The organism is Microcoleus sp. C2D2 (assembly GCF_036702495.1).
Taxonomy (GTDB): domain Bacteria; phylum Cyanobacteriota; class Cyanobacteriia; order Cyanobacteriales; family Microcoleaceae; genus Microcoleus.
This window is the reverse complement of the sequence record NZ_JAUBTO010000118.1, coordinates 1,689-27,664: the sequence shown is the minus strand read 5'-3', so window position 1 is coordinate 27,664 and position 25,976 is coordinate 1,689. Positions and strand designations below refer to the sequence as shown.

At 46.8% G+C, this 25,976-nt stretch carries 21 protein-coding genes and 6 pseudogenes; 17 read left to right on the top strand and 10 right to left on the bottom strand.

Annotated features, from left to right (window positions below; genetic code table 11):
- The coding region (locus QUB61_RS28785; RefSeq protein ID WP_333190227.1) for an RNA-guided endonuclease TnpB family protein at positions 1-586 on the top strand (586 nt) is incomplete at its 5' end.
- Positions 587-812: 226 nt separating this feature from the next.
- Entirely contained in the window at positions 813-3,365 is a 2,553-nt protein-coding gene (locus tag QUB61_RS28780; RefSeq protein WP_333132230.1) for an HDIG domain-containing metalloprotein, read from the top strand.
- 54 nt (positions 3,366-3,419) lie between these two features.
- Here QUB61_RS28780 and QUB61_RS28775 read toward each other — a convergent pair whose 3' ends face one another.
- Positions 3,420-3,899: a nuclear transport factor 2 family protein gene (locus QUB61_RS28775; protein WP_333132231.1), complete on the bottom strand. Its 480-nt coding sequence runs from the start codon at positions 3,897-3,899 to the stop codon at positions 3,420-3,422.
- A 190-nt stretch (positions 3,900-4,089) separates the two neighbouring features.
- Positions 4,090-5,007 (bottom strand): carbohydrate ABC transporter permease, encoded by a 918-nt coding sequence (locus QUB61_RS28770; RefSeq protein ID WP_445300293.1) that lies wholly within the window; start codon positions 5,005-5,007, stop codon positions 4,090-4,092.
- Positions 5,008-5,022: 15 nt separating this feature from the next.
- Between QUB61_RS28770 and rpsF the strand changes: the two genes are divergently transcribed.
- Entirely contained in the window at positions 5,023-5,358 is a 336-nt protein-coding gene (gene rpsF, locus QUB61_RS28765) for a 30S ribosomal protein S6 (RefSeq protein WP_015176119.1), read from the top strand.
- 45 nt (positions 5,359-5,403) lie between these two features.
- Here rpsF and QUB61_RS28760 read toward each other — a convergent pair.
- Both QUB61_RS28760 and QUB61_RS28755 read right to left on the bottom strand, forming a co-directional pair.
- A pseudogene (locus QUB61_RS28760) lies at positions 5,404-5,772 on the bottom strand (zinc ribbon domain-containing protein); the annotation flags it as partial.
- A 532-nt stretch (positions 5,773-6,304) separates the two neighbouring features.
- Positions 6,305-6,415: pseudogene (locus QUB61_RS28755) on the bottom strand (transposase); the annotation flags it as partial.
- A 78-nt stretch (positions 6,416-6,493) separates the two neighbouring features.
- On the opposite strand from QUB61_RS28755, the pseudogene QUB61_RS28750 reads away from it, so the two are divergent.
- The 6 genes and pseudogenes from QUB61_RS28750 to QUB61_RS40120 form a co-directional block, all read left to right on the top strand.
- A pseudogene (locus QUB61_RS28750) lies at positions 6,494-6,677 on the top strand (IS5/IS1182 family transposase); the annotation flags it as partial.
- A 292-nt stretch (positions 6,678-6,969) separates the two neighbouring features.
- Positions 6,970-7,164: a hypothetical protein gene (locus QUB61_RS28745; protein WP_190739984.1), complete on the top strand. Its 195-nt coding sequence runs from the start codon at positions 6,970-6,972 to the stop codon at positions 7,162-7,164.
- 60 nt (positions 7,165-7,224) lie between these two features.
- The gene (locus QUB61_RS28740) at positions 7,225-7,365 is read left to right on the top strand and encodes a hypothetical protein (protein WP_332956622.1); all 141 of its coding nucleotides are present in this window, start codon (positions 7,225-7,227) and stop codon (positions 7,363-7,365) included.
- Positions 7,366-7,678: 313 nt separating this feature from the next.
- A complete protein-coding gene (gene argJ / locus QUB61_RS28735) occupies positions 7,679-8,920 on the top strand; it encodes a bifunctional ornithine acetyltransferase/N-acetylglutamate synthase (RefSeq protein WP_333132247.1) in 1,242 nt (413 codons plus the stop codon).
- 355 nt (positions 8,921-9,275) lie between these two features.
- Positions 9,276-9,400 (top strand): annotated as a pseudogene (locus QUB61_RS40125) (IS200/IS605 family transposase); the annotation flags it as partial.
- A gap of 102 nt (positions 9,401-9,502) precedes the next feature.
- Positions 9,503-9,748, top strand: a pseudogene (locus QUB61_RS40120) (IS200/IS605 family transposase); the annotation flags it as partial.
- A 324-nt stretch (positions 9,749-10,072) separates the two neighbouring features.
- On the opposite strand, the gene QUB61_RS28725 reads toward QUB61_RS40120, so the two are convergent.
- Positions 10,073-11,074 (bottom strand): zinc-dependent alcohol dehydrogenase family protein, encoded by a 1,002-nt coding sequence (locus QUB61_RS28725; protein ID WP_333132233.1) that lies wholly within the window; start codon positions 11,072-11,074, stop codon positions 10,073-10,075.
- Between the two features lie 639 nt (positions 11,075-11,713).
- Here QUB61_RS28725 and QUB61_RS28720 point away from each other — a divergent pair.
- The 5 genes and pseudogenes from QUB61_RS28720 (at position 11,714) to QUB61_RS28700 (ending at position 19,491) form a co-directional block, all read left to right on the top strand.
- A complete protein-coding gene (locus QUB61_RS28720; RefSeq protein WP_333132234.1) occupies positions 11,714-12,082 on the top strand; it encodes a transposase in 369 nt (122 codons plus the stop codon).
- Positions 12,083-12,269: 187 nt separating this feature from the next.
- A pseudogene (gene iscB / locus QUB61_RS28715) lies at positions 12,270-13,537 on the top strand (RNA-guided endonuclease IscB).
- A gap of 327 nt (positions 13,538-13,864) precedes the next feature.
- Positions 13,865-14,989, top strand: a complete 1,125-nt coding sequence (locus QUB61_RS28710) for a transposase (RefSeq protein WP_333132235.1) — start codon at positions 13,865-13,867, stop codon at positions 14,987-14,989.
- Between the two features lie 33 nt (positions 14,990-15,022).
- On the top strand, positions 15,023-15,877 hold the full coding sequence (locus QUB61_RS28705; RefSeq protein ID WP_333132236.1) for an RNA-guided endonuclease TnpB family protein: 855 nt from the start codon (positions 15,023-15,025) through the stop codon (positions 15,875-15,877).
- 68 nt (positions 15,878-15,945) lie between these two features.
- Positions 15,946-19,491 (top strand): EAL domain-containing protein, encoded by a 3,546-nt coding sequence (locus QUB61_RS28700; RefSeq protein ID WP_333132237.1) that lies wholly within the window; start codon positions 15,946-15,948, stop codon positions 19,489-19,491.
- A gap of 235 nt (positions 19,492-19,726) precedes the next feature.
- Here QUB61_RS28700 and QUB61_RS28695 read toward each other — a convergent pair whose 3' ends face one another.
- The 5 genes from QUB61_RS28695 to QUB61_RS28675 form a co-directional block, all read right to left on the bottom strand.
- Positions 19,727-20,791, bottom strand: a complete 1,065-nt coding sequence (locus QUB61_RS28695; protein ID WP_333132238.1) for a hypothetical protein — start codon at positions 20,789-20,791, stop codon at positions 19,727-19,729.
- Between the two features lie 110 nt (positions 20,792-20,901).
- A complete protein-coding gene (ilvN, locus tag QUB61_RS28690) occupies positions 20,902-21,420 on the bottom strand; it encodes an acetolactate synthase small subunit (protein WP_333132248.1) in 519 nt (172 codons plus the stop codon).
- Between the two features lie 349 nt (positions 21,421-21,769).
- Positions 21,770-22,582 (bottom strand): carbon-nitrogen hydrolase family protein, encoded by an 813-nt coding sequence (locus tag QUB61_RS28685; protein ID WP_333132239.1) that lies wholly within the window; start codon positions 22,580-22,582, stop codon positions 21,770-21,772.
- A gap of 344 nt (positions 22,583-22,926) precedes the next feature.
- On the bottom strand, positions 22,927-23,055 hold the full coding sequence (gene psaJ, locus QUB61_RS28680; protein WP_333037175.1) for a photosystem I reaction center subunit IX: 129 nt from the start codon (positions 23,053-23,055) through the stop codon (positions 22,927-22,929).
- A gap of 117 nt (positions 23,056-23,172) precedes the next feature.
- Complete coding sequence (locus QUB61_RS28675) at positions 23,173-23,661, bottom strand: Photosystem I reaction center subunit III (RefSeq protein WP_333132240.1); 489 nt, start codon at positions 23,659-23,661, stop codon at positions 23,173-23,175.
- A gap of 333 nt (positions 23,662-23,994) precedes the next feature.
- Between QUB61_RS28675 and tsaD the strand changes: the two genes are divergently transcribed.
- The 3 genes from tsaD to QUB61_RS28660 form a co-directional block, all read left to right on the top strand.
- The gene (tsaD, locus tag QUB61_RS28670; RefSeq protein ID WP_333132241.1) at positions 23,995-25,068 is read left to right on the top strand and encodes a tRNA (adenosine(37)-N6)-threonylcarbamoyltransferase complex transferase subunit TsaD; all 1,074 of its coding nucleotides are present in this window, start codon (positions 23,995-23,997) and stop codon (positions 25,066-25,068) included.
- 120 nt (positions 25,069-25,188) lie between these two features.
- A complete protein-coding gene (locus QUB61_RS28665; protein ID WP_333132242.1) occupies positions 25,189-25,680 on the top strand; it encodes an N-acetyltransferase family protein in 492 nt (163 codons plus the stop codon).
- 83 nt (positions 25,681-25,763) lie between these two features.
- Positions 25,764-25,976: hypothetical protein (locus tag QUB61_RS28660; RefSeq protein WP_333190225.1), on the top strand; the 213-nt coding region annotated here is incomplete at its 3' end.

Sequence of the window (25,976 nt, the reverse complement as noted above, 5' to 3'; positions counted from 1 at the left end):
TGACGTAGAACAGCAAGAGTCATGCCAAACAAGTATTGTGGGAGTTGACCTCGGCATTAAAGCATTAGCTACTCTTTCAACAGGTGAAGTGATGGTCGGAGCAAAATCCTACAAAAAGTACGCAGCCAAGTTGTCAAGAATGCAGTGGCTCAATCGCCATAAAACTATCGGCTCACGCAATGGGAAAAAGGCACAGCTTAAGATAGCGAGATTGCACATAAAAATAGCTAACATTCGCAAAAATACGTTGCACAAGTTAACGGTATTGCTTGCCAAAAACCACGGCACAGTAGCGATCGAAGACCTCAATGTGTCCGGGATGATGGCGTTGCATAAACTTGCTGCCTCTATTGCTGATATGGGTTTCTTTGAATTCCGACGCCAATTGACCTACAAGTGCAAGTTATATGGCTCAAAACTTGTAGTAGTTGACCGATGGTTTCCATCCCGCAAAACTTGCTCTAATTGCTCCACCAAAAAAGAAACACTCGGACTTTCTGAGCGAGTGTTTGAATGCGGTCATTGCGGTTTTGTTATTGACCGTGATTTAAATGCAGCGATTAATTTGTCAAAAACCGTCAGTTAGACGGGGCTCGTGCCTGTGGACTGGTTAGTGCCGACACCGCCAGAATGAAGCAGGAAGTAAGTTTCACAATACTACTGAGTAGATTTGTCTAGTTATGAGTAGTTGTGAGTAGGTCTTATGTAACGGTTGAATATTCAGCCACGGTTGTTCGGATAAACTCAATCAAGATGCAGAGTCAGAATTTCTGACAAAGCTGCTGGATAACAGTGATATATCTTCAACACAAATGAATACGCTCTCCTCATTGATGCGGCAGATTGAGCAGCTAGGCGCTGCGCGCTCACTGCGCCAACACATTGCTAAAGTGCAAAATGGCGGCAGCAAAGCACATACCTCACGCGCTGGCGGGCCTCTCCTGAGCCGTTTGTCGCGCCAGAAATGGGTTCTGCCCGAGACTTTTACGAGATTTACAAGTAAAACCTCAAAATCAAGCCTCAAAAATCAAGCTCGTTCCCCTTTGTTGGCGCTCGTAGCGGTAGTTTCCCTAAGCAGCACTCTGGGTCACCGCTTCTACAACCAGCCGAAACTGGATGTGGGGACGAAAGCTCCTCAGACGATTAAGGCTCCTGCTAGTGCTAGCATCCCGGATTACAAAACTACTGAAGAACAGCGGAAAGCAGCGCGGATCGGGGCTGTAGCGATATTAATGCTCGATCCTGCAGTCGATCGACAAATTTATCAAGAATTACAACAATTTTTGCAGCAGGGAAGCGAGCTGCGACAGGCGGTAGGGCCGTTTCCGTTTGCGAGTCTCTCGGTCCTCTCAAATGCGGCTCAGGTTTACTTGCGGGGCTGTCCCGAGTGGGAGTGGCGATCGATTTTGGCGCAAGCGGGGGACCACAGTGCAACGGACGAGCGGTTGAGTTTGGATTCCCCCGCAATTGCTGCGCAGACTCAGAACAAGTCTCAGCAGGATGCTGTCGCTCAACTGCAAGCTTACAGCCGTGAGGTCCCGGCAGCAGACTTTCAAAGCCTGACAGACACTATTTCCTCGGCTCGCCGGCGCTATCTCAATGCTGTGGAGGCGCTGGGACAACCGTCGGTTTCCGGGCTCGGACAGATTTACGATACTTCGCTGTTTGATTTGTCGGATGCAGCTTGGCAGAAAACCCAAACGGGTATGAGTCGGGCGGCAAAAAGGATGGTGGCTCAAGGTATCCCGCAGGGCTTGCCAAAAGAGATTTTGAAAGAAGCTGTGAAGCTGCAAGTTGCAGATGAAGTGCCGTTAGAGTCCCAAGCTTTGGCGATTGAGGGTTTAACAGCGATTTTGCACCCAAATCTGGTGAGAGATCCCGAGGAAACCAAACAGCTAGCTGAATTAGCGGCGCAAAACGTCAAACCGGTGATGATCGCAGTAGAGCAGGGCGACATAATTGTTGCAGAAGGAAAAGAAATCGCGCAGCAAGATTTCGTGTTGCTCGACTATTTTGGTTTGAGCCGGCGGGGGGTGAATTGGCTGGGGCTGGCGGGTTTTGTTTGTTTAGTCGCGGGGGCAATTGCGATCGTACTGCTGGTGGAAAGGCACTACCGCTTGCGCCGGAGAGATCATTTGCTATTGCTGCTGCTGACTTTGAGCGCGCCGGTGCTGGTGAGTTTGGGGCTACCTTGGACGAGTTTGCCCGCGATCGGGATTTTAGCGGGCGGCTTCTACGGTTCGGCGGTGGGAGTGACGGTGGTGGGCCTGCTGTCGGCGCTGCTGCCCGTTGGCTTAAATGTGGAGTTGATTCATTTGGTGGCTAGCGGGGCGGGCGGATTGCTGGGCGCTTTTATGGCCGGGCGGCTGCGCTCGCGCGAGGAATTGGCTCTTTTGGGCGTGGGTGTCGGCTTGACTCAGGGCACGGTTTATCTGGTGGGGACTCTGATTGCCAGCGCGGCTGCCGGTGCGATTTGGTACGTGGTACTCGGTACGGTGGCCGCGCAAAGTTTGGCCGGTTTGGCTTGGAGCGTTGTGGCGATCGGCATCAGCCCTTATTTGGAACACGTTTTTGACTTGATTACGCCGATCCGGCTGGCAGAACTTGCCAATCCCAACCGCCCGCTGTTGAAGAAGTTGGCTGCCGAGGCTCCGGGGACTTTTCAGCACACGCTGTTTGTGGCTAGTTTGGCGGAGGCTGCGGCCCGGGAAATCGGCTGCAATGTTGAGCTGGTCAGAACTGGCACATTATACCACGATATTGGAAAAATGCACGACCCGCTCGGATTTTGTGAAAATCAAATGGGCGGGGCCAACAAACACGATGAAATTAATAACCCTTGGACGAGCGCGGACATTATTAAAAAGCACGTTACCGAGGGGCTGGTGATGGCGCGGAAGCATCGATTGCCGAAGGCAATTCAGGCGTTTATTCCCGAGCACCAAGGTACAATGTTGATTGCTTATTTCTACCACCAAGCGCAGCAAATTGCTGCAAAAGAACGAGAAGATTTAAAGATTGCTTTGCCAGATGCTGATAATTCAAAGTTAACAATCCCAAGTCGCCAAGTGAGGGAGGAGGATTTTCGCTATGACGGGCCGATTCCCCAGTCGCGGGAAACGGGGATTCTGATGCTGGCGGATTCTTGCGAGGCTGCTTTGCGATCGCTCAAGGATGCTACTCATGAAGAGGCTTTGAATATGGTTAATCGGATTTTGAGGGCTCGCTGGCAGGATAATCAGTTGCTCGATTCGGGTTTGACTCGGGAGGATATGTCTGTAATCGCGGAGATTTTTGTGCGGGTTTGGGAACAGTTCAATCACAAGCGGATTGCTTATCCTAGCGCAGTTTTTACTCCCAGGTAGCAGGAAATTTTGAGTTAGGAAAAATAGGAGGGAATTTCAGTTGTGGATTAGATTTTATTGCGATCTGTCCCGCAAAGCGCCATGCACTTGAGTGTTGCCGCTGACAATTACCACAGTTTGCTTGATTCCTGCGATCGGCCAATGTCTGTCTGTTTGAATCAAGGAGTGAACATAGTTACCTCCTGTATCCAGCCGATTCTGTCCCGATTCGCGATCGGGGTCAAGTCGATAAATGCGGTACACAGACTTACATTTGGCAGCATCCCTTTTAATAGTTACCTCGTGATTTGTGCTGACGTGCAGCGTTCGCAAACCGGCAAGACCTTCTACCCGCTGTTTTATGTATTCTTCTGCGGTTACTCGTCGGGGGGTTTCACCTCGAAATTCTGAATAGTCGATATCTATTTCCTCTGCTAGATGCGATCGCAGTTTTTGCCAGTCTTGGGCATCGATCGCATTGGCAAATGCTACGATCGTATCGCAGAAGGAAGAAGGAAGAAGGAAGAAGGAAGAAGGAAGAAGCAATAAAATCAATCGTTTCAGCTATTAACAACGTCCTAACCGTCTTGGCGGTTGCTATATCTACGACCGCAGCGCGATCGATAATCCAGCGGATGTCTGGCAGTTCGTACATAAAAAATAAATTTTGTGAGTTGTGAGTTCAAAAGATTTTAATTTTTAACCGCCGATAAACGCGGATAAACGCCGATTTTTTGTGTTGATTCTATCCTTTGACTCCGGCGGCGGTTTCTGTTGGCACAATGTATTTTTGCAAGAGCAAAAATAGTCCTAAAACTGGAACAATAGAAATAATGGAACCCGCCGCAACTAAACGCCAATCTAAGGAAAATGTCCCCGCTAAATTGGCTACGCCTAAAGGTAAAGTGTAATATTCCGGCCTGTCTAAAACTAGCAGCGGCCACAGAAAGTCGCTCCAAGAACCGATAAATACGAAAATTCCTAAAGTGACTAAAGCTGGCTTAATTGCGGGAATCATGACGTGCCACCAAATGCCTAATTCTTTACAGCCGTCGATGCGGGCGGCTTCTTCTAGTTCTTTGGGAACTGCTAGGAAGGCTTGTCGCAATAAAAATATGCCGAAGGCTGAGGCTAGTCCGGGAAAGATTACGCCTAAATAACTATTTTTTAGTCCGAGTTGTACTGTCAATATGTATAGGGGAATCATGACTATTTGGAAGGGAATCATGATTGTGGAAACGATTGTGATTAAGATGGCTTCGCGGCCGCGAAAGTTAAGTCTGGCTAAGGGGTAAGCGGCGAGGGCGCAAAAGAAAACGTTGATGCTAACTGTGAGGGCGGCAATCAGGGTGCTGTTGAACAGGTAGCGGGCGAAGGGGTTGGTTTGCCAAACTTTGATGAAGTTTTCGAGGGTTGGGTGTTGCGGCCACAGTTGCGGGGGAAATTGAAAGATGTTTTCGGTGGGGGATTTGAGGGAGGTACTCAGAAGCCACAGCAGGGGAAACAGCATTAAAAGTGCGATCGCGCTCATGATGCTGTACGTCCACAGGGTCTTCCACCGCGAGGGAGTGTTGTTTGGGGAATTTGGTTTTTTGGTTTTGAGATTGTTCATTGTTGGGATATGATAATAAGTCCTTGCTTCGTGAGAAGCCTTGTTGTCCATAAGGGGATTATTGCCATGAAACCGTTTATTTACGAAACTATGTACATTCTGCGCCCTGATTTGGGTGAGGAAATGACAGACCAGGCGATCGCTAAATATCAAACTATTTTGCGCGATCAAGGTGCTGAAAACATCGAAACTCAGCATCGCGGCAAGCGCCGTTTGGCTTACGAAATCGGCAAGCACCGAGACGGAGTATACGTTCAAATGAACTATACAGCTCCGGGCGCTGCAATTTTTACCCTGGAGCGCGCGATGCGTCTGAGCGAAGAAGTGATTCGCTATTTGACGATCAAGCAAGATGTGCCAGATGCACCTGAAGCTGAAGCGGAAGCGGAAGTCGCCGAGTAGCATTCGTTTGACACTCCCATGCCTAAAGGCGATAGGATTCTTCGTTCATAGACCCAACTTGCTTGCGACTGGATTGCTCCAACCAGAGTAGAGGTCGAATCTCCCGAAGCGTTCGGGTCTTTGACCCAAGTTCCCGTGTGCCCCACGGTACTCAAGGCTAATTTCACGATGTTGATAAGCTGTCACGCATTTAAATTGCATATTCAGGGCGGGCGAGACGCCCACCCCACAAGACACCGAATTGTTTGTTGACATTCTATTTAAATGCCGCAACAGCTTAGCAGCATTCCAGTCTCTGTCTAGAACGAATCCACACCCACAGGCGTGAGTTCTCATAGATAGAGACTTTTTGACTGTTGCACCGCAGTTAGAGCATTGCTGGGAAGTGTAGGCAGGATTGACCGCTACGGTTATAAGGAATACCCTGAAAACCCCGTGACTTCAGTCCGGGGATGAAAGGGCGTTGCAGGATTTATCCTGCCTGTTCTCTTTACCTCAGTCATGAACCCAAAATCCAATCTTTTTAATTCAAAAAACTTCCTTAAAAAGCTTTGGACAAAACGGGACAGTATGGTAAACTGAAACAGTCAGGGTTAAACTCCCTTGCCATCGTGAAACAGGACATGAGACACACTTTTAGGCATAAACTGGGGGACAAAGTGCGACGAAAACACTATAAACAGTCGAAACCGAAAATGTAGGTTTCAATCCAGCAAATAAACTTTTTCACGCTCGAATTGTTAAGTAGGGTAGGGCATACCCAAACTCTAGGGAAATATCCTAGTACGCTTTTGGAGATAGACCCGCTGGGATGCTTCTGAATTAGGCTCGTCAATTGGTGGTATCCCCACGGTTGAAAGGTTTAAGTATTGCCGTAAGGACAGAACATTTTAAGGTCAGTCGCTGAATTAAGAATCCCCTCGGCTTCAGCCAGGGGAGTGTCAACCATCCAAAAACGGACACACTTGTTGCGGACAAATTGAGCAGTTTTAATCGCCTCGTCTATCGCTGAATATTGAGTTGTTTTCCCTTTCGCTTTAAACTCCTTGACAAACATTTGACCTGGAAAACCTCTACATCAATATACTAAGACAGTTAACAGAAAGCCGTCCACTGAAGAAGGGGCTTGTGTCCCATTATTTTTGGTCAAAGTATTGCGACTGCAACGAGGGTTCATTAGAGGGTCGGGTTTGACAAAGCCTTCATGCACCAAGGGTCGAAAACGCCACACTGCCCTTGATACCTTCGACTTAGTGCTGCGCGTGGTGGTCACAGCAGCAAGTGCTCCTGAACGTGAAGCGATCGCACAGGTTCTCTCTTTCGGTCTACCAGATGGGCAAAGGGTTTCACGGCCGTTTACGGTCAGGCGATTAGCCTAAGTTGGTATCCTTTGCCACTTTTACAGCCTCTGAGGTTGAGTCTGAATCAACCAGCCTTGCCCCCGATCGCACTCCCTGCAACCTCGATCGACCTTCTCGCCCCATTACCAAATTGTAAATTTTTGTAACATTTTTAATTTGGTAGCTTTAGATACAGAATTGTCTGTTATAGTTAGAGAAAGGAAGAAAAAACCAGCCCAACATTAATCTAAAGAATACCGAGGAACTCCATATGTCTACCGAAAATCAAGCTCGCTCTCTGATGATGCGCCACCACCACATGGTGAAGAACCGGCAGCAATCCATGCTCAACCGCACCGCCACCGAAGTCGGGATGGAAGATACCCACTACTGGGGTCACATTCAAGGCAAACCGCAGCCCAGCCTTCAAGCAAGTTACGATCGCAGCAACGCCACCATGAGCTAGGGCAAGCTCCAATTGCCGAATTGCCTACGAATTTATTACCTATATTTGGAGAAACCAGTTATGTCAACTCAAGAACAAGCCCGCAACCTGATGATGCGCCACCAACACGTCGTCAAAAACCGTCAGGAATCCATGCTGAGCCGTGTTGCTGCTGAAGTTGGTTTAGATGCTGGTTCTCAAGCTAGTATCGATCGCAAATAACTCGTTTTTTCAACGGCGAGATAGTTGAATCGAGTTTGTTGTTTGCCAGCTAAAAATTAATAGTGTCAGTTACAAAACCGTCGCGACTTCTTCTTGAGTTCTAACTCTCGATAGGAAGCCGCGATTAGTTTTATGGGGAATTGGGGATGGGGAATGGGGAATGGGAAATGGGGCCCAAAAGAATGGGGAATCTAAAATCTAAAATCGTTCGACTGAGCGCTCACGCCGAAGTCTAAAATCTAAAATCTAAAATCTAAAATCTAAAATGGTATAATCCCCTTTCAGCAGATTGAAGGCTACTAGGGAGGTCATGATGTCGGACTGGAAAGAAATTGGCGGCGGAGTTACAGCACCCAGAGGGTATCTAGCATCGGGAATTACAGCGGGTTTGAAGCCTTCAGGCTTGCCGGATTTAAGTTTAATTTTGTCAGAGGTGGACGCGATCGCCGCGGGAGTCTTCACCACATCCACTGTCCGGGCTGCTTGCGTGGACTACTGCCGCCAGCGTTTGCAAGCTAAATCTAGCGCGAAAGCAATTTTGTGCAATGCGGGACAAGCTAATGCTGCTACTGGCGAGCAAGGTTGGACAGATGCCCTCGAAAGTGCCAATTTGTTGGGAAAAGAGCTGAATATTCCTCCAGAATCAATTCTTTTGGCCTCCACTGGCGTCATCGGACAGCGGATTAAAATGGATCCGCTGAGGGCGGCGATTCCGCGATTAGTTGCTGAGGCATCGGCAACTGGTTCCGATGCGGCTGCTAAGGCTATTTGTACGACAGATTTAGTGCCGAAAACGATCGCCCTGGAAACCATTTTTGGCGATCGGCCCGTGCGTATCGGCGGCATTTGCAAAGGTTCGGGAATGATTCACCCGAATATGGCAACAATGCTAGCATTTGTAACTTGCGATGCAGCAGTGTCGTCGCATTTGTGGCAAGAAATGGTGAGTCGGGCGGCTAACAGAAGTTTCAATCAAATTACTGTTGACGGAGATACCAGTACCAACGACTCGCTAATTGCTTTGGCGAACGGTCAATCCCGCACGCCAGCAATTACAGAAATGGGGGCGGATGCTGAAAAACTAGAGGCGATGCTGACATCCGTTTGCGTGCATTTGGCAAAGGCGATCGCCCGTGACGGCGAAGGTGCAACTTGTTTGGTGGAAGTGCAAGTTAGCGGCGCGCTGGATGAAGTTTCTGCGAGTAAAATTGCCAAAACAATTGTCGGTTCTTCTTTGGTGAAAGCTGCTATTTTCGGACGCGATCCGAATTGGGGGAGAATTGCGGCGGCGGCTGGGCGCGCTGGTGTACCTTTCGATCAAGAGAATTTGCGGATTCAATTAGGGGATTTTTTGATGCTGGAAAACGGGCAACCGAAGGAGTTCGATCGCGCTGCTGCGAGTAATTATATGAAAGCGGCTGCGGAGGGGGAATATTTGAAGGCTGATACGGTTTTAATTCAGATTAGTGTCGGGAATGGCAGCGGTTTTGCGAAAGCTTGGGGATGCGATTTGAGTTACGACTACGTGAAGATTAATGCGGAGTATACGACTTAAATAACTCCGGGCGGTAGAATTCCGGGCGATTAGAAACCCCGCCTACACAAACAAAATCCGACGATAGCGGGTTGAAGAAATTTAGAAGGCGGTTACAAGTCCGGGCGGTTAGGAACCGCGAAGTTTACGGGCACACAAACAAAACCAGACCATAGCGGGTTGAAGGCAAATTACACACAGTTTAAGAGGAATGAGAGACAATTTCACGCAGTTATACAGCAGATTGCAGGTTTATAAAGTACACCAACCTATCGATCGATCTCCGTAGGGACACTCTTGCCCGCCCGTGTCTAAAGCTGCTTCATAAACCTGGGATACGCTGTATATCCATTTTGTTTGAGCAACTTGGCATAGATTGTCTTTGATTACTCCTGATATTCAGCAAGTAATCTATACAGCAATTATTGCAAAATGCCAGAAATTGGGATGCACGGTGATTACCGTTGGCGGTATAGAATATCACATTCACCTGTTAAGCTGTTGCGACATTTAAATAGAATGTCAACAAACAATTCGGTGTCTTGTGGGGTGGGCCGTCTAGCCCGCCCTGAATATGCAATTTAAATGCGTGACAGCTTAACAGGTTTTCGGACGGCTTTGGGGGTAGCTGATATGATTGAGCAAGTCAAGGGCAGTTCTTTTCATTTGGACACCCACCAGATTAAACCGGGTGAACTTTTCAAATGGCAAGGCAGCTAGGGAGCATTTACCGTTAGCCATGATGCGATCGGCAGTGTAGCTAAATATATCAGAAATCAAGCTCTTCACCACCGTCAAAAATCACTCATTCCTGATTGGGAACTGACTCGGAAATCACAGGGCGATTGAAATCACTCAGCAACTGCTTCAACCCGCTATCGTCGGGTTTTGTTTGTGTAGCCGCAATCCCAATCGCCCACCCAGCGTTTTTTAAACACGAGACAAAAAAACGAACGCCAACTTATTCAAGTTTTCATCCTCCTTCTTATTCGTTAAAAAAGACTTCTCAATTTCTGGCGGCGTTTCCAAAAGCAATTGCCGGTTGGCGTTAAAAGCAACTTACGCACAAAAACTCAAGAAACCGGGTTTCTTAACCAGGATAAATGGCCTCGGATCCGGTTTCTACCTCCATAACTGGACACTATACCGAAGCTACTAGATTGAGTAGGAGATTTAGGAAATTAGCAAAACTAATTTACCGGTTACTGAGCCTGTTTCTAACAGTTCGTGAGCGGCTTGAGCTTGTTCGAGAGGGAAAGTTTGGCTGACGTGAATTTTGAGCAAATTGCGATCGCACAAACGAGCACACTGCTGCAAAATATGAGCCTGCTGTTCCTGTTCCTCCACCAAACTTTGCAGCATCGGTGTTAACATTAATTCCAGACTAATTCGCAGATTGCGCGTTCTCGCTGTTTTCAAATTGCCCAAAACCGGATCGGGTTCCAAAATAGTTACCAAATCTCCATAAATCTTCACAGCCGGAATAGTTTGGTAAAAAGTTTCTCCCCCGACTGTATCGAAAGCCAAGTCAACTCCTTGTCCTTGAGTCCAAGTCAAAACTTCATCGACAACATCAGTATTTTTGTATAAAATAACTGAATCTGCACCTAACTGCTTGACAAAATTGGCTTTTTCCTCAGAACTAACAGTAGTGCAAACCTCAGCACCCTGCAACTTCGCCAACTGTACCGCGACGTGACCGACACCGCCGGCACCAGCTTGAATCAGCACTGTTTGCCCGGCTTGCAAGCGCCCTCGATCGTACAGCGATTCCCATGCTGTAATTAAAACTAACGGTGCCGCGGCCGCCTCAGCAAAACTTAAAGCAGCAGGCTTGATGGCGAGAAAGCCTTGGTCTACAACGGCAAACTCAGCATAAGTACCCCTCGACCCGCCCATACCGCCATTGCAGAAAAAAACCTCGTCTCCCACTTGGAAACTTTGCACGCCCGCACCCACAGCCTCTACGACACCAGCACCGTCGCACCCCAAAACGTGAGGAGTTTTCTCGGGGTAAAAAGTGCCGCGCGATCGCAACTTAGTATCTATCGGATTGATACCCGCCGCTCGCAACCGCACCAAAACTTCTGTTTCTGTTTGTATACTAGGGGCCGGGATATCTTGCAGTTTCAATACCGACGGGCTTCCGGGGGTTTCAAAAACGATTGCTTTCATCACGGGTGTTAATTCTCTTATCGCTTTCACGGAGATCCTACCTTGTATTCGTTACCCATCCGTGACGATACTTAGTGATTTGTAACTTACTCGCGGTTCGTCCCGCGCTGTACCCGAAACGGGCGATCGTCGGGATGAAAACAGGGCTGTTGACGACTCTTCTGTGACAAATGCCGAAGGCGAGGTTCGGGGAGGCGGAGGAAAAAGCCAATTATATGTGTGGCACCACAGCTTGCAATAGATAATATTTATGATTAACTGAGAGAGTCAGTAACGAGCGGGCTAAAGCCACTGAGCTTGTTAGAGCGATCGAGCAAGCTGTATTGACCAGCCTAAGTCTTCACTGACTACGTTATTGGGGTCATAACACCGTCCAATGCGACGCTAGTTTTGGGCTCTGTTGTTTACAGTTAAACAGTCTTAAAGTCACGCTCGACAGTGCTGTAAGCGTGACAAGCCCAGATAACCTTGGCTTCGCGAACATTACCCCCAAAAGGAGATTGAGGCAACCATACCTCACCCCAGAGGCAACCATACCTCTGGAACCCCGCAAGGGGATTCAAGGCGGTTGAAACCGCCGAGTCGTTTCCCACGAGCGGGCCCAAGGCACGCTCGGAACCCACTTACCGAATGTTTCTTATGAAAAACGTTGTCAAGGTACGAATTTATCGGACTGTTGAGCAGAAAGAATCGCTATCGAAAGCGTTTGGCTGTGCAAGATGGTTCTGGAATAATTCACTCAACGCAACGAACGAGCTGTACAAAGAGACGGTTAAAGGCCGATCGCAGATTGGGATGAACACTCGTTTGCCCTCTCTCAAGAAGGAAGAGGAGTGGTTGGGTGAAACTTACAGCCAAGTGCTGCAAAGTGTCTCTCTCAATCTTTCCAGAGCCTTTGTCAATTTCTTTGAAGGTCGCGCATCTTACCCAAAATTCAAGAGCAAGCGTCAATCACCCGGCACCCATCGGATTACCGATACGGTGCGGGCACAGAAATTGCCTAGTTGACCAGTCAAGCGTGGTTCGCCCACTACGTTTAAGGCAAGTGTTCAAGTACCTACCCGAAGATGCGTGCTAGTTTTCGGCCCTAGAAATCAGAAGTTAAACAGGTGTAAGGGTTAAGCCAGTGCTTTTGATATAGTTACCGACCTTAAACATTGACGAAGCAAACATTACCCCGCAAGGGAGGACTTCAATGTCTAATTTAGTTTTTGTACTTGATACCCAAAAAAGACCGCTCAATCCAATCCGCCCAGGACTAGCTCGTAAATTGCTAAGCAATGGCAAAGCTGCTGTTTTTAAAAGGTATCCATTCACACTCATTCTCAAAGTAGAGGTAATAGCACCCCAAAAACCAATCACTCTTAAATTAGACCCGGGGTCCAAAACTACTGGAATCGCATTAGTGCAAGGAGAGGATGTAATCTTTGGTGCAGAATTAACTCACCGAGGTCAAGCTATCAAAGCTAGTCTAGAATCTCGTTGTTCATTGCGTAGAGTCCGGAGAAATCGCCAGACCCGCTATCGGAAAGCTAAATTTTTAAATAGAACTCGCCCTAAAGGGTGGCTAGCTCCAAGCCTACAACATCGTGTTGAAACAACTCTAACCTGGGTAACTAGATTGACGAAAGTCGCTCCTATTGCTTCTATTACTCAAGAACTTGTGCGATTTGACTTACAACAGCTAGAAAACCCAGAAATTTCTGGAATCGAGTATCAACAAGGCGTTTTACATGGTTACGAGATCCGCGAATATTTGCTCAATAAATGGGATAGAACGTGCGCTTACTGTGGCGTTACCAATACACCATTACAAGTCGAACATATTCATCCCAAAGCCAAAGGCGGATCTAATCGCATTTCTAATCTTTGTCTTGCTTGCGACGCTTGCAACAAAAAGAAAGGTACTCAAGATGTTGAGCAATTCTTGTCTAAAAAACTAGAGATTTTGAAGCGGATTCTATCTCAAGCAAAACGTCCATTAAAAGACGCAGCAGCAGTCAATTCGACTCGCTGGGCATTATTTAATCGACTCCGTACAACTGGCTTGCCTGTTTCTACTGGCAGTGGCGGCTTGACTAAATTCAACCGTACTCGACTAAATTTAGCTAAAACTCACTGGCTAGACGCAGCTTGTGTCGGAAAGGTTGAGTCGTTGAAGATTTTAACAAACAAGCCACTATCGATCGAAGCAACTGGTCACGGGACACGTCAAATGTGCCGTACCGACAAATTTGGCTTTCCATCTCGCTTTCCCGGTTTAAGTTTGTTAAAGGGTTTCAAACGGGAGATATTGTCAAAGCAGTCGTTACCTCTGGCAAAAAAATTGGTACATACGTTGGACGTGTTGCTGTAAGAACGAGTGGCTCATTCAATATTTCCGCATCCGAATTGGTGTCGGGAATTAGCTACAAATATTGTTCAATTATTCACAGAAAGGATGGTTATTCGTATGGAGCATAGACATTGCCCCCCTTGGACTCTCACCGCTGACCTGGGTACAGGTACAGCGGGAGTCTCCAAGGGGGAAGACAGATGACAAGCAGTCCATTCAATATCCTCAAAACGTCAAGTTACCGCAAATAATGGGTCTAAAGCCCCGTCCTTCCCTTGACGGCTTTTCTTTTTTCAGTTTATCAATCCATTCCTCGATGGATTGAGTCAGGGTTTTATTTTTCAGTTTGGCAATTCTTCTGAGCTTTTTAAGCCTTTCTGAGTCAACAGGAAGACTCAATCTTTTCTTTATAGATGGGTAGCCAATGATTAGCCATCTCTGCTACCATAATTAACATGAAAACTCTGAAGTTCAAGCTCTACAATCATCAGCGAAATAGATACCTCAAGCGGTCAATAAATGCTGCCGGGGTAATCTACAACCATTGCATTGCCCTCCATCGTCGGTACTATCGGATGTATGGCAACCAGTTGAATTGTGCTAAGCTTCAGAGCCACAGGGTGAAATTGCGAAAACGTAAGCCGTTTTGGCAAACCGTCGGTTCGCAAGCAGTCCAAGAATTTTGCCAACGCATTGAAAGGGCGTATCTACTGTTTTTCAAGCATCACAAAAAAGGAGTCTCGCCCCCCGGATTCAAAAAAATCAAGAAATACAATTCATTGACCCTGAAGCCAGCCGGATATAAGTTTATCGGTGGCACCAGGGTCAACATTGCCAATCGCGTGTATCAGTATTGGAATTCTAGAGAGATTCAGGAAACGGTCAAAACCTTAACCATTAAGCGAACCGCATTAGGCGAGTTGTTGATGATTGTGGTTGTTGACGATGTAAGGGAACCTGAAGCCAAATTCAAGACGGGTAAAATCGCTGGTTTTGACTTTGGTGGGAAAACATTTCTCACTATCTCGGATGGAACAAAAATCGAATTACCGCAATTGCTGAAGCAATCCATTAACGCCATTAAAACAGCAAGTCGTCAGCATTTTCAGAAACGGAAAGAATCGGCAAACCGAGAACGTGCTAGAAAAAACATTGTTCGCAAGCATGAGGATGTGGCAAATCGCCGCTGTGATTGGTTCTGGAAAATGGCACATGAATTGACAGACAAATTTGATATGCTGTGCTTCGAGACACTCAATCTCAAAGGGATGCAGCGTCTTTGGGGTCGCAAAATATCAGACCTGGCATTCGGAGAGTTTCTACAAGTTCTCCAATGGATTGCCACTAAAAAAGGCAAACAAGTTATTTTCATCGGGCGATGGTATTCGTCGAGCAAGACCTGCTCCGATTGCGGTCATGTTCTCGAAAGCCTAGATATATCTGTTAGAGAGTGGCGTTGGCCGTCGTGTCAATCTATTAATGGAAGCGATGAAAATGCCGCCTTGAACATTCAAGCTGTTGGGGCATCAACGGTTAGGTTAGGCGATGTCAGACAGGCTATGCCTGCAATTGCTGTTTGACCCTAGAATCCCCGTGCGCAAACGCCGGGGAGTATGTCAATAGATGATGTATTGAAGATTCCCAAGATTGGGGAGGTCAAGGCAAAATTGCATCGGACGTTTGAAGGAAAGTTGAAAACAGTCACTATCAGCGTGGGCAAGACAGGGAAGTATTACGCTTCTCTCTTGTTTGATGATGGACTGCCTCAATTAGAAATTAGCTCAGAGGGTAAGGCAGTAGGGATTGATGTGGGGCCAACCCATTTTGCTATCATTTCTGACGGCTTCAAGTTTGACAATCCCAAAGCCATCAAGGATCGTGAGAAAAACCTCAAGCGTAAGCAGCATTCGCTTTCACGCAAAGAAAAAGGGTCAAAGCGTCGGGGGAAAGCAAGACGGATTCTGGCACGAGTCCATGAGCGGATCGCCAATACTCGTAAAGACTTCCAGCATAAGTTATCTCGCAAACTTGTGAACGACAACCAAGTCATAGTCGTCGAGAATTTGGCAGTCAAGAACATGGTGAAGAATCACTGTTTAGCCAAAGCAATTAGCGATTGTGGTTGGTCAGAATTCACCCGACAACTAAAATACAAGGCTCAAAAAAATGGGAAGACCTACCTAGAAATGGGGCGGTTCTTTCGATTAAGTAAGATTTGTCATGTAGACCTCAATCAGGTAGGTAGCTTGCCTCTTAATGTGGGGAGCTGGACTTGTTCCAAATTTCAGGAAAAGCACGATCGAGATGTAAACGCAGCTATCAATATTCTCCATGAAGGCTTACGTATATTAGCGTTGGCAACCAGCGCGAATGCCAGTGGAGGCAATGTAAGACCTGATGTTCTTCGGAAGTCTTCCGTATCTGAGGCGGTTGTCTTTGAAGCCCGAAGCCCGCGCTCTATCGCCTAGCAATGAGCGTCCGGTTCACATAGATTGGCTTCAGAATAAATACAAAAATTGTCGAGCGGTGCTAATCGATGTTCGATCTAGATTTATTTTTTTACTTTGAGATTCTTGCATATCTTCTGGGATTATCGGCGACTTTAGCCTTGGGGTCCGCGATTTATCTCAAGTGGCAGCGAAGACCCCCCAGTCTCCCTCTGGCCCCAGAGAAACGGCCGTCGGCAGAATTAAACCCCGAGGATTTATCTGCGAGATTGAAAATTCGGAAAAACTTTGGGATTTTCCCCAACTCAAATCTGTGGCCGCCAACTGACAAGTTCTTGGGTCAAGTTTTAGATATTGGCCGCGCTCTATTCTTCGCCAAGCAACAGCGCCCAACTGTGAATTCTTCGCCTCTTGCCGGGCCCTTAAGCATCAAAACCCTAAGTCGGAGCATTTCGGGTGCGATGGGGGTTTTGAGCGATCGCCCGAATGCCGACAATCCTCCCAAAGTCACTGCTGGCGCGCAATTAGAGGAAGACTTGCTCGGCGAAATCCTAGCAGGTACTGATTCGCCGGGGGGAGCAGATTTATTTGATGCCTTAGTTCGCCACTTAGCCTCAGCACTCGGAGTTTGCAGCGCCGTCGCTGCCAAATCGATTAAGTCGGAGGCAGGCGCGGGTGCTGCTCTCGATAGATTACAAGTTCTCAGTTTTTGGAGCAACGGACAGTGGCAGCCAAATTTTGAGTGCGACACCGCCAATACTCCCGAAGCGCTGGCGATCGATCGGGGAATGTACTGCTGTCCCGACGGCCTCCTGGAAACCTTTCCAGAAGACCGCAGACCGATAGTTACAGGTGCGCGCAGTTTCCTGGGAGTCTTGCTCAAAAACTCTTACGGCGAACCTTTAGGCATTATTTGTATTTTCCACGATCGACCCCTCCCCGAAGCACATCTTGCCAACTTCCGACTAATTATCAGCATCTTTGCCGGACGAGCCGCCGCCGAATTAGAGCGGGAGCGCCTAGAAGCAGCACTGTACACTGTAGAAGCGAAATACTGCGCCCTTGTAGAACAAATGCCGGCTGTCACCTACATTTCTCCCCTCAACCGCACGGCGGCCAAACTTTATATCAGCCCGCAAATCGAGACTTTTCTGGGTTATTCAGTAGCTGAATGGAGGGCAGACCCCGACCTGTGGCTGAAACTCGTTCACCCAGAAGACCGCGACCGCGTGTTAGTTGAAAACGCCTCACAGAAATTCACCGATGGAGAAGATATCTTCTGCGAGGGGTCGCTGGTTTCAGAATACCGCGCGATCGCCCGCAACGGCCGAGTCGTCTGGTTCCGCGATCGAGCGACTGCAGTTCGCGATGAAGCAAGCAAGTCCGTCATCCTTCAAGGCGCAATGTTTGACATCACGGAGACTAAAGTAGCTGCCAGCGCGCTGCTAGAAAGCGAATACCGCTATTACACCTTGGTAAAAATACTGCCGGTCGGGATTTTCCGCGCCGACCCTGCTGGAGATTGCTTGTTCGTCAACGAGCGATTTTTGGAGATGGCGGGACTGACTGTGGCAAAGGCACTGGGCGAAGGTTGGGCGCAAAGTTTACATCCCGAAGACCGATCGCGCGTTTTGAGCCAATGGTATCGCGCTGTCACAGACAAGTTGCCCTGTAAGTTAGAGTACCGCTTTTGCAACGGCGACTCGATCACCTGGGTATTTTGGCAAGCAGTGCCAGAAATTGCCAAAAGCGGGGAAGTTGTGGGCTATCTCGGCACGTTGACGGATATCAGCGATCGCAAGCAGGCAGAATTCGCGCTGCAACAGGCCGAAGAGAAATACCGCAGCATCTTTGAAAATGCGATCGAAGGCATTTTCCAGGCAACGCCTGACGGGCGCTACCTCAGCGCTAACCCTGCTTTGGCGAGAATTTATGGCTACGAGTCGCCCGCTGAATTGATCGCGAAGATACGCAACATCGACCGCCAAGTCTACCTCGATCCCCAGCGCCGCGTCGAGTTTTTGGACGCGATCGAAAAACACGGTTTTGTGTCAGAGTTCGAGTCCCAAGTTTACCGCGCTGACGGCACCACTATCTGGGTTTCCGAGAACGGCCGGGCTGTTCGGGGCGCTGGCGACAAATTGCTTTACTACGAAGGCACTGTCGAAGATATCACCGTCCGCAAAATAGCAGAGGAGAAGTTAGTACACGATGCTTTGCACGATATGCTAACCGGTTTGCCCAACCGAGCTTTATTTATGGATCGCTTGGGACACGCGATCGAGGTTTCAAAACGCCGCCCCGAGGTTTTGTTTGCGGTGCTGTTTATCGATCTCGATCGCTTTAAGGTTGTTAACGACAGTTTGGGGCATTTAGTGGGCGATCGGTTGCTGATCGCGATCGCGCAGCGCCTGGGAATCTGTTTGCGCGGTGGAGATACGGTTGCGCGTCTCGGCGGCGACGAATTTGCTATTTTGCTGGAAAATATCAAAAGCAGCGAGGATGCCAGCCAAATTGCCGAACGAGTGCAAGCGGAACTGGCACAGCCTTTTTACCTTAACGAGTATCAAGTTTTTACCAGTGCTAGCATTGGGATTGTTTGTTCTGGTTTTCCTGGGCCTCCAAGGGAAACCAGCAAACTGTCGAACCCCGGAAATCAGGGAAATAGCGATGGGGAAACTTCTTTGTCTGGCTTATCTTCCGACTCTGGTGTTCCCAATGTCCCCTTCGCAATATTGTACGATCGACCTGAAGAATTGCTTCGAGATGCAGATGCTGCCATGTATCATGCTAAGGGATTGGGCAAAGCTCGTCACGAAGTTTTTGACTTAAGTATGCACACTCGCGCCGTCGCCCTTTTGCAACTGGAAAACGACCTGCGGCGCGCTTTAGACTCCCAGGAATTTCAGCTTTACTATCAGCCGATCGTGTCTCTAACTAGCGGTACAATCACCGGTTTTGAAGCGCTGCTGCGGTGGTATCACCCGCAGCGGGGTGTCGTATCTCCCGGCGAGTTTATTTTAGTAGCTGAAGAAACTAGATTGATTATACCTATTGGTTGGTGGATGATGCGATCGGCTTGCCGTCAGATCCACCAGTGGCACCAAAAATTCCCTGCAAATCCGCCGTTGACTGTCAGCGTCAACCTTTCTAATCAACAATTTAAACAACCGGATTTAATCCATCGCATTCGGGAAATTTTACAAGAAACTCAGCTTGACCCCCGCACTTTAAAGTTAGAAATTACTGAAGGCGTCATTATGGATAATGCCGAATCAGCAGTCGCTATCCTCGCGGAATTGAAAAAATTACAAATTCAATTATATATTGACGATTTCGGCACTGGCTATTCTTCTTTGAGCCGCCTGCACACTTTTCCAACTGACGCTTTAAAAATAGATCGAGCTTTTGTCAGCCGCATGACTGAAGATGAAGGAAACGAAGCTATTGTACAGACTATTTTAATTTTAGCCAGTCATTTAGGCATGGATGTAATTGCTGAAGGAATCGAAACCATCGAACAGCTTAATTTACTCAGAGCACTGCAATGCGAATACGGGCAAGGATTCTTTTTCTCAAAGCCGGTAGACAGCATCGCCGCCACACTTTTGATAGAAAGTCAACCTGAATGGTAATTTGTTAGTTAACGGTTGACTGTTGGCTGTTTGCTGTTTCTAGGACTAACAACAGAGAGCGCGCTAGTTGTCTTTGGAAGTGAGTCGGATACCAAATCCGGCTTCAATACCCCCTTGATCTCGCTTGTCGGCGTCGGCATACTTCGTTTGACTCTATGCAGCGGTTCAACCGCCGAATGATAAAGGTGGTGGACATCCCGTACTTAGTATAATAGACTTGCGGAAGTTAATTTTTTTACCGAATAATAGTCTCCCAAACGCTAGAGTCATAAAAATAACAAATGTGAGTTTTTCCTAGCAAACGTTGGAGGAAAGAAGAAGATTTTGCATAAACTTTTTGGTAAATAATTTTATCTGAGGAACTTCCTTTAGGTAACGGAGTCTTATCCGCCACCCAGTCTTGATTAGAATAGCAGTCTATCCAAGTATTTATTGTTGCATTGTTTAAGCATTTATTTATTTCTGTCTCTACCCCATTAGATTTATAAGAAAAAACCTTTAAAGTTCCCCCTAAAGTAATGTATCGAAAAGTTTTTTCACTTTGATAATCAGCCAGAGTATCTGTACCCACAGCAACACCAAAGCTATAAGCTAATATAGTTGCTCTATCATAATTATCGCTCTTTAATACGTCTTCTAGAAGATTTAATACTCTACCACGAGTCTTATATCGGATTTTACTACCCTCTGTATCTTCCCCTAAATACGCTGCGGAGAATTCACATATATCAATAAGTGAACTGATAGGTAAAAAGCTTGATAAAATACTAATAAACAACCAAAAAGACCATCCTTTCATTGCTTCCCCAAAAAATCCAATCTTTTTTGCTACCTCCGGAAATTCCCCGCCCAAAAAACTATTTGTTTGTCCCATAGCTATCATAAAAGCTGCTAAAATTCCGTAATACCAACCTGTAAATAAAATAGCAGAAACAATAAAATTTATAAATAAAGAAGGAGATTCCTTAATGGACAGCCAAATAGGAGAAATCAACCAATATATCAAGACTTCAGCACCTCTAATAAATTGAGTTTTTTCATCTTTTTGACTCAGTTTATTACTAGCAAATATATCCATGTAATAAGCTTCATAAATATCAATTTTTTTGTACAACTCTTGTTGGTTATAAATAGAAAATCTTTTTCCTGTATGTCCTGCTATTTTAATTTCACCGTTTTCTTGAACAGTAAAACTCTCTAGCTGCTCGCTTAAAGAGCTACAAAAAATTTCAAGAAACTCATTTTTTTCTTGATTATTTGTACCTGGTATTAAAATTATAACTTCATTAGGAACTGCCATAAACTTTCGCACCTTATAATCATCAAAAGTGTCTTTAATTCAAGGTTAACAGTCAACAGTCAACCGTCAACTCTCAACTGTCAACTCTCAACTGTCAACCGTCAACTAACTTAAACTTTCGCTTCCAAAGACTTGAGAAACTCTGTATTTACCCCCGACTCCCGCGTCATGGCAATTTTCCCAGTACGAGCAATTTCCTTAATCCCAAATTTATTCAGAACCTGGACGATCGCCACCATTTTACCCGGATCTCCCACTACTTCCAATGTCAGCGTATCATCACCAATATCCACCACTCGCGCTCTAAAAATCTGAGATAACTCAATTATCTCCGATCGCGTCCCGCTAGCAGCATTAACTTTCAGCAACATCAATTCCCGTTCCACACAGGGAATTTCCGTTATATCCTGAACTTTTAGCACGTTTATCAACTTGTACAGTTGCTTGGTCAACTGCTCGATAATCTGGTCATCTCCGGGTACAACCATTGTAATCCGAGATACTCCCACTTGCTCCGCCGGGCCAACGGCCAGACTTTCAATATTAAAACCCCGACGGGCAAATAAACCAGCAATTCGAGTGAGGACACCCGCTTCATCTTCAACTAAAACCGAAAGAGTGTGTTTCATTTCTCCAAAAAGACGCATTTCGTGCAATTCTACTTTCGCCAATTCCCCTGAGAGCAGAAGTGCACGCCCATTGAACCTGCCTTAGACATTTTATCGCGAGTTATTGGCCGTTCATCTCCAGGAAAAAACAATATATTAAGCTGTCGGGGCGCCTAGTCACGCCCGATCGACAATCTCAGTCATAGATGGCATAAATTCGCCCCCAGCGGGTTCTTGTGGTCGATCGCACGCACGCGATCTAAGTTTTTTTGTCTGCGAACCTACACAATTACTTGAGCGAATAAAAACTTGAAAGGTCGCGCCGCCCACTGGGACTGAAATTTTGAGACTAATTAATCTCAAAATTCCTTCAAAGAAAAACCCGGTGTTGCAGCGATGGCATCTGGCGGCGGACTTGTTCTAGTCGATAGGGATTAATTTCTGCGATCGCCACACCCGGTTCCTCTCCAGCATCCGCCAAAACCGCACCCCAAGGGTCTACAATCATCGCGTGACCGTGTGTTTGACGGCGGCCGTAGTGGTGTCCAGTCTGTGCCGGGGCGATCGTATAACAAGTATTCTCGATCGCCCTAGCTTGCAGCAAAACCTTCCAGTGATCCTTGCCAGTGTAAGCCGTAAACGCCGCCGGCACGAACAAAATATCAGCCCCCTTGTACGACAAATGCCTGTACACTTCCGGGAACCGCACGTCATAGCACACGGAAAGTCCCAGCGTCCCCAACTCCGGGGACACATAAACCGATGGCAAATTTTCACCAGCTTTCACCGTGTTCGATTCCCTGTAAGTAATGCCGTCTGGCACATTCACATCGAACAAATGTACTTTTTGGTACCTTGCCACTTCAGTGCCGTTTGGGTCTACCAGCAAGCAAGTATTGTATACTTTCCCCCCTGAAGTCGGCACTGGAAATCCGCCGCCCAGAATCGTTACCTGGAACCGTTGGGCCATCGTTTTGAGGAATTTTTCGCTTTGGAGTCCGATCGCCTCTGCATAAGCAATCTTTTCCTCTTCTTCTCCCATAAACGAGAAATTTTCTGGTAAGGAAACTAACTCCGCACCCTGACGCACTGCCAGGTCGATTAATTCCTCTGCCTGAACCAAATTTTTTTGCAGGTCAGGCAAGCTAGTCATTTGAATTGCTGCGGCGAGATAAGACTTCATCGATTCACAATATTAGTCATTAGTCATCAGTCATCAGTCATTAGTCATCAGTCATTAGTCATTAGTCATTAGTCATTAGTCATTAGTCATCAGTCATCAGTCATTAGTCATTGGCAACTAATTTGAGCACTAACTAGTTGATATTCTTGGTTTTTTTCCCATTTATGCGCTGGTCTTGCGCTCACTTCTACGGTTTGAGAGCTTTGATGTTTGAGCTTTAAATTAACCTGTAACTCATCACTCAAAACTCAAAACTCTCAACTTTTTCCTCCACCGTCAACCGTCAACCGTCAACCGTCAACCGTCAACCGTCATAGGTTTTGCAACCTAATTTACCTCAAATCTTAAGGCATCGGATGGAAAAGCAGGTCGGGGAAAAAGCGGTTAAATTCAATTAAAGCCGCAGCTTGAATAGATATCCAAAGGATAGCCAATACTGGTGCTGTCGAAAGAAACTTGACAAAGTATTGCATGAATTCTGCTCCTGAAAATTCGAGACAGTTGGTAATTGCCGATCGGTCTAGGGCTAATTGCTAATTTCTCGTTAATTACTTAACTGTTAGCGATTAGATCTTCTCCATTTCCCAATTTTAGCGGGGGGAAACAGTAATTTCGTCGTCCTTGGCAAACATTTCACCACTGGTGATTGATGAGAGTGCTGCCAGAGGCCATAAAACGCCGCTCAGCATACATTTGATTGCCAAAGGAACGTCGATAATAATCTCTTTTTCCTCTGGGGTTGCTGATTTTTTGGTAACTTGCAGATAAGAACGGCCCACCCAACCAATCCAACCTGCCATATACAAGAACAGTATGCTAGGAATCAAAAAGTCCCCTGCTTTGCTCAAGTTGCCGTCTACGATTAAGTGCGGGTATCCTTCCGGGCCGCACATAGCTTGAGAATAGCGATCGAACCGCGCTTTCGCCGATGCCGGGTCGCCATTGGTTGAACGTGCATTTTTAGCCAGTTCCTTGAATTCGGGAGAGTCCTTGCACGGCACTAAATTGTAAGCCGAAGCAACTGGAGCAAAACTGATCCAGACACTCAACACTAAAATTGCAGCAAACAATCGTCGCATGGAATTGTTTCCTTTTGTTACAAAACAATAAGTTTTTGTACAAGCATTTCAACTTGCCGATCGCGAATCCAGATTACCGTGTTTGTTGACAGTCTAAAGTATCCATCATTGATGCGGCAAAGCCCAATGGAATGAGGGATTCGCGTTTTCATAGGTCAATGCTGAGCTAGCAATACCGCCAGGATATTCCTTAATTGCATCAGATGATGGCCTTACCTGTCGATCGGGCGGCAAATATCCCTTAACAATAACCTGAGTACAGGTATAGCGGGGGACTTGCGCCGAATTAGTTAAGCTAGCAATAGCTAACCTATCAAATAAAATTACCAGTTAATGGCAACCATTTTCGCAATCGAAACAAGTTGTGACGAAACAGCAGCAGCAATTGTTAAGAATCGTCAAGTTTGCAGCAATGTTGTAGCATCGCAAATTAAAATCCACGAGCAGTACGGCGGAGTAGTGCCCGAAGTGGCTTCGCGGAGTCACCTAGAAATGCTAAATCAGGTAATTGCCCAGTGTCTTTGTGAAGCAAACCTGAGTTGGTCAGAAATTGACGGCATTGCAGCGACTTGTGCCCCGGGTTTAGTAGGTGCATTATTAGTCGGGCTGACAGCGGCGAAAAGCTTGGCAATAGTCCGTCAAAAACCTTTTTTAGGCGTCCACCACCTCGAAGGGCACATCTACGCTTCTTACCTTACCGAACCCGACTTGCAGCCACCGTTTTTGTGTTTGTTAGTTTCCGGGGGACACACCAGCTTAATTTACGTCAAAGATTGCGGCGTTTACGAAACTGTAGGACAAACACGAGACGACGCCGCCGGAGAAGCTTTTGATAAAGTCGCGAGACTGTTGCAGCTAGGATATCCCGGCGGGCCACTGATTGACAAATTCGCCGCCCTTGGCAATCCCCAAGCATACCCCCTGCCAGAAGGCAGAATTTCGCTGCCAGGTGGCGGCTACCATCCCTACGACAGCAGTTTTAGCGGGTTGAAAACAGCAGTTTTGCAATTAGTGCAGAAACTCAAAAAACAAAATAACTATCTGGGTGCCGAAGGCTTCTTGCCTGCGTCTACAATTAATGATATTGCTGCCAGCTTTCAAGAAACAGTAGCTAAGAGTTTAACAAAAAGAGCGATCGACTGCGCGCTAAATTTCGGGCTTACCACTATTGTAGTCGGCGGCGGAGTTGCAGCAAACAGCGGACTGCGAAAACACTTACAAGCAGCAGCAGCAAAACACAACTTGCGAGTATTGTTTCCGCCATTAAAATATTGTACAGACAACGCAGCAATGATCGGCTGTGCGGCGGCAGAACACTTGCAGCGAGGACACACATCGCCGCTGACTTTGGGAGCAAATTCAAGAATGGCTGTCAGCGATATTATGGAACTGTACAATAGTCATTAATTAGTCATTAGTCATTAGTCATTAGTCATTAGTCATTAGTTAACAGTTAACAGTCATTAGTTAACAGTTAACAGTCAACCGTCAACAGTTAACAGTCAACAGTTAACAGTCAACCAAACTATGAAAATCCGCGACGCAGTAGAAAGCGATTTGCCAGCAATTGTCGAAATATACAACGCAGCAATACCAGGCAGAATAGCCACAGCCGATTTAAACCCAGTCTCAGTCGAAAGCCGGCTTCTGTGGTACAGAGAACACTCCCCTAATTTCTTGCCGATTTGGGTAATCGAATCAGAACAAAATATTGTTGGCTGGCTGAGTTTTCAGCTTTTCTACGGACGCGCCGCTTATCAGCATACAGCAGAAGTTAGCATCTACGTCGCACCCGATCGCCAACGCTGCGGAATCGGACAAAAATTATTGCAATCGGCAATTGTGCGGAGTCGAGAATTGAAGCTTAAAACTCTGATGGCGATAATTTTTGCTCACAATCAGCCGAGTTTAAGATTGTTTGAGAAATTTGGCTTTCAGCGGTGGGGATATCTGCCGCAAGTTGCCGAACTTGACGGCGTTGAAAGAGATGTCGTAATTCTGGGTTTGCGTTGTCTGTAGGAACTGAGATATTGCACCATTCTCGCTTAACAGGCTTTCCGGCCTGTTCCACAATAAAATTCATCTCTTGTGGAACAGGCAAGATGCGCTTAACAGGCTTTCCGGCCTGTTCCACAATAAAATTCATCTCTTGTGGAACAGGCATCTTGCCTGTTGATAAAAGGATTATTGACAATGCTGCAATATCTCTTGTGGAACAGGCCGGAAAGCCTGTTCATCAAAGGATTATTGACAATGCTGCAATATCTCTTGTGGAACAGGCCGGAAAGCCTGTTCATCAAAGGATTATTGACAAT

Bases quoted from the DNA above. Each gene is read 5' to 3' on its own strand.
- psaJ (WP_333037175.1), bottom strand. From the start codon at position 23,055: ATGCAATACTTTGTCAAGTTTCTTTCGACAGCACCAGTATTGGCTATC.
- QUB61_RS28725 (WP_333132233.1), bottom strand. From the start codon at position 11,074: ATGAAAGCAATCGTTTTTGAAACCCCCGGAAGCCCGTCGGTATTGAAA.
- argJ (WP_333132247.1), top strand. From the start codon at position 7,679: ATGTCGGACTGGAAAGAAATTGGCGGCGGAGTTACAGCACCCAGAGGG.
- QUB61_RS28780 (WP_333132230.1), top strand. From the start codon at position 813: ATGAATACGCTCTCCTCATTGATGCGGCAGATTGAGCAGCTAGGCGCT.
- tsaD (WP_333132241.1), top strand. From the start codon at position 23,995: ATGGCAACCATTTTCGCAATCGAAACAAGTTGTGACGAAACAGCAGCA.
- QUB61_RS28675 (WP_333132240.1), bottom strand. From the start codon at position 23,661: ATGCGACGATTGTTTGCTGCAATTTTAGTGTTGAGTGTCTGGATCAGT.
- QUB61_RS28720 (WP_333132234.1), top strand. From the start codon at position 11,714: ATGAAAAACGTTGTCAAGGTACGAATTTATCGGACTGTTGAGCAGAAA.
- QUB61_RS28665 (WP_333132242.1), top strand. From the start codon at position 25,189: ATGAAAATCCGCGACGCAGTAGAAAGCGATTTGCCAGCAATTGTCGAA.
- QUB61_RS28685 (WP_333132239.1), bottom strand. From the start codon at position 22,582: ATGAAGTCTTATCTCGCCGCAGCAATTCAAATGACTAGCTTGCCTGAC.
- QUB61_RS28700 (WP_333132237.1), top strand. From the start codon at position 15,946: ATGTTCGATCTAGATTTATTTTTTTACTTTGAGATTCTTGCATATCTT.
- ilvN (WP_333132248.1), bottom strand. From the start codon at position 21,420: ATGAAACACACTCTTTCGGTTTTAGTTGAAGATGAAGCGGGTGTCCTC.
- QUB61_RS28745 (WP_190739984.1), top strand. From the start codon at position 6,970: ATGTCTACCGAAAATCAAGCTCGCTCTCTGATGATGCGCCACCACCAC.
- QUB61_RS28710 (WP_333132235.1), top strand. From the start codon at position 13,865: ATGAAAACTCTGAAGTTCAAGCTCTACAATCATCAGCGAAATAGATAC.
- QUB61_RS28695 (WP_333132238.1), bottom strand. From the start codon at position 20,791: ATGGCAGTTCCTAATGAAGTTATAATTTTAATACCAGGTACAAATAAT.
- QUB61_RS28770 (WP_445300293.1), bottom strand. From the start codon at position 5,007: ATGGACAACAAGGCTTCTCACGAAGCAAGGACTTATTATCATATCCCA.
- QUB61_RS28740 (WP_332956622.1), top strand. From the start codon at position 7,225: ATGTCAACTCAAGAACAAGCCCGCAACCTGATGATGCGCCACCAACAC.
- rpsF (WP_015176119.1), top strand. From the start codon at position 5,023: ATGAAACCGTTTATTTACGAAACTATGTACATTCTGCGCCCTGATTTG.
- QUB61_RS28705 (WP_333132236.1), top strand. From the start codon at position 15,023: ATGTCAATAGATGATGTATTGAAGATTCCCAAGATTGGGGAGGTCAAG.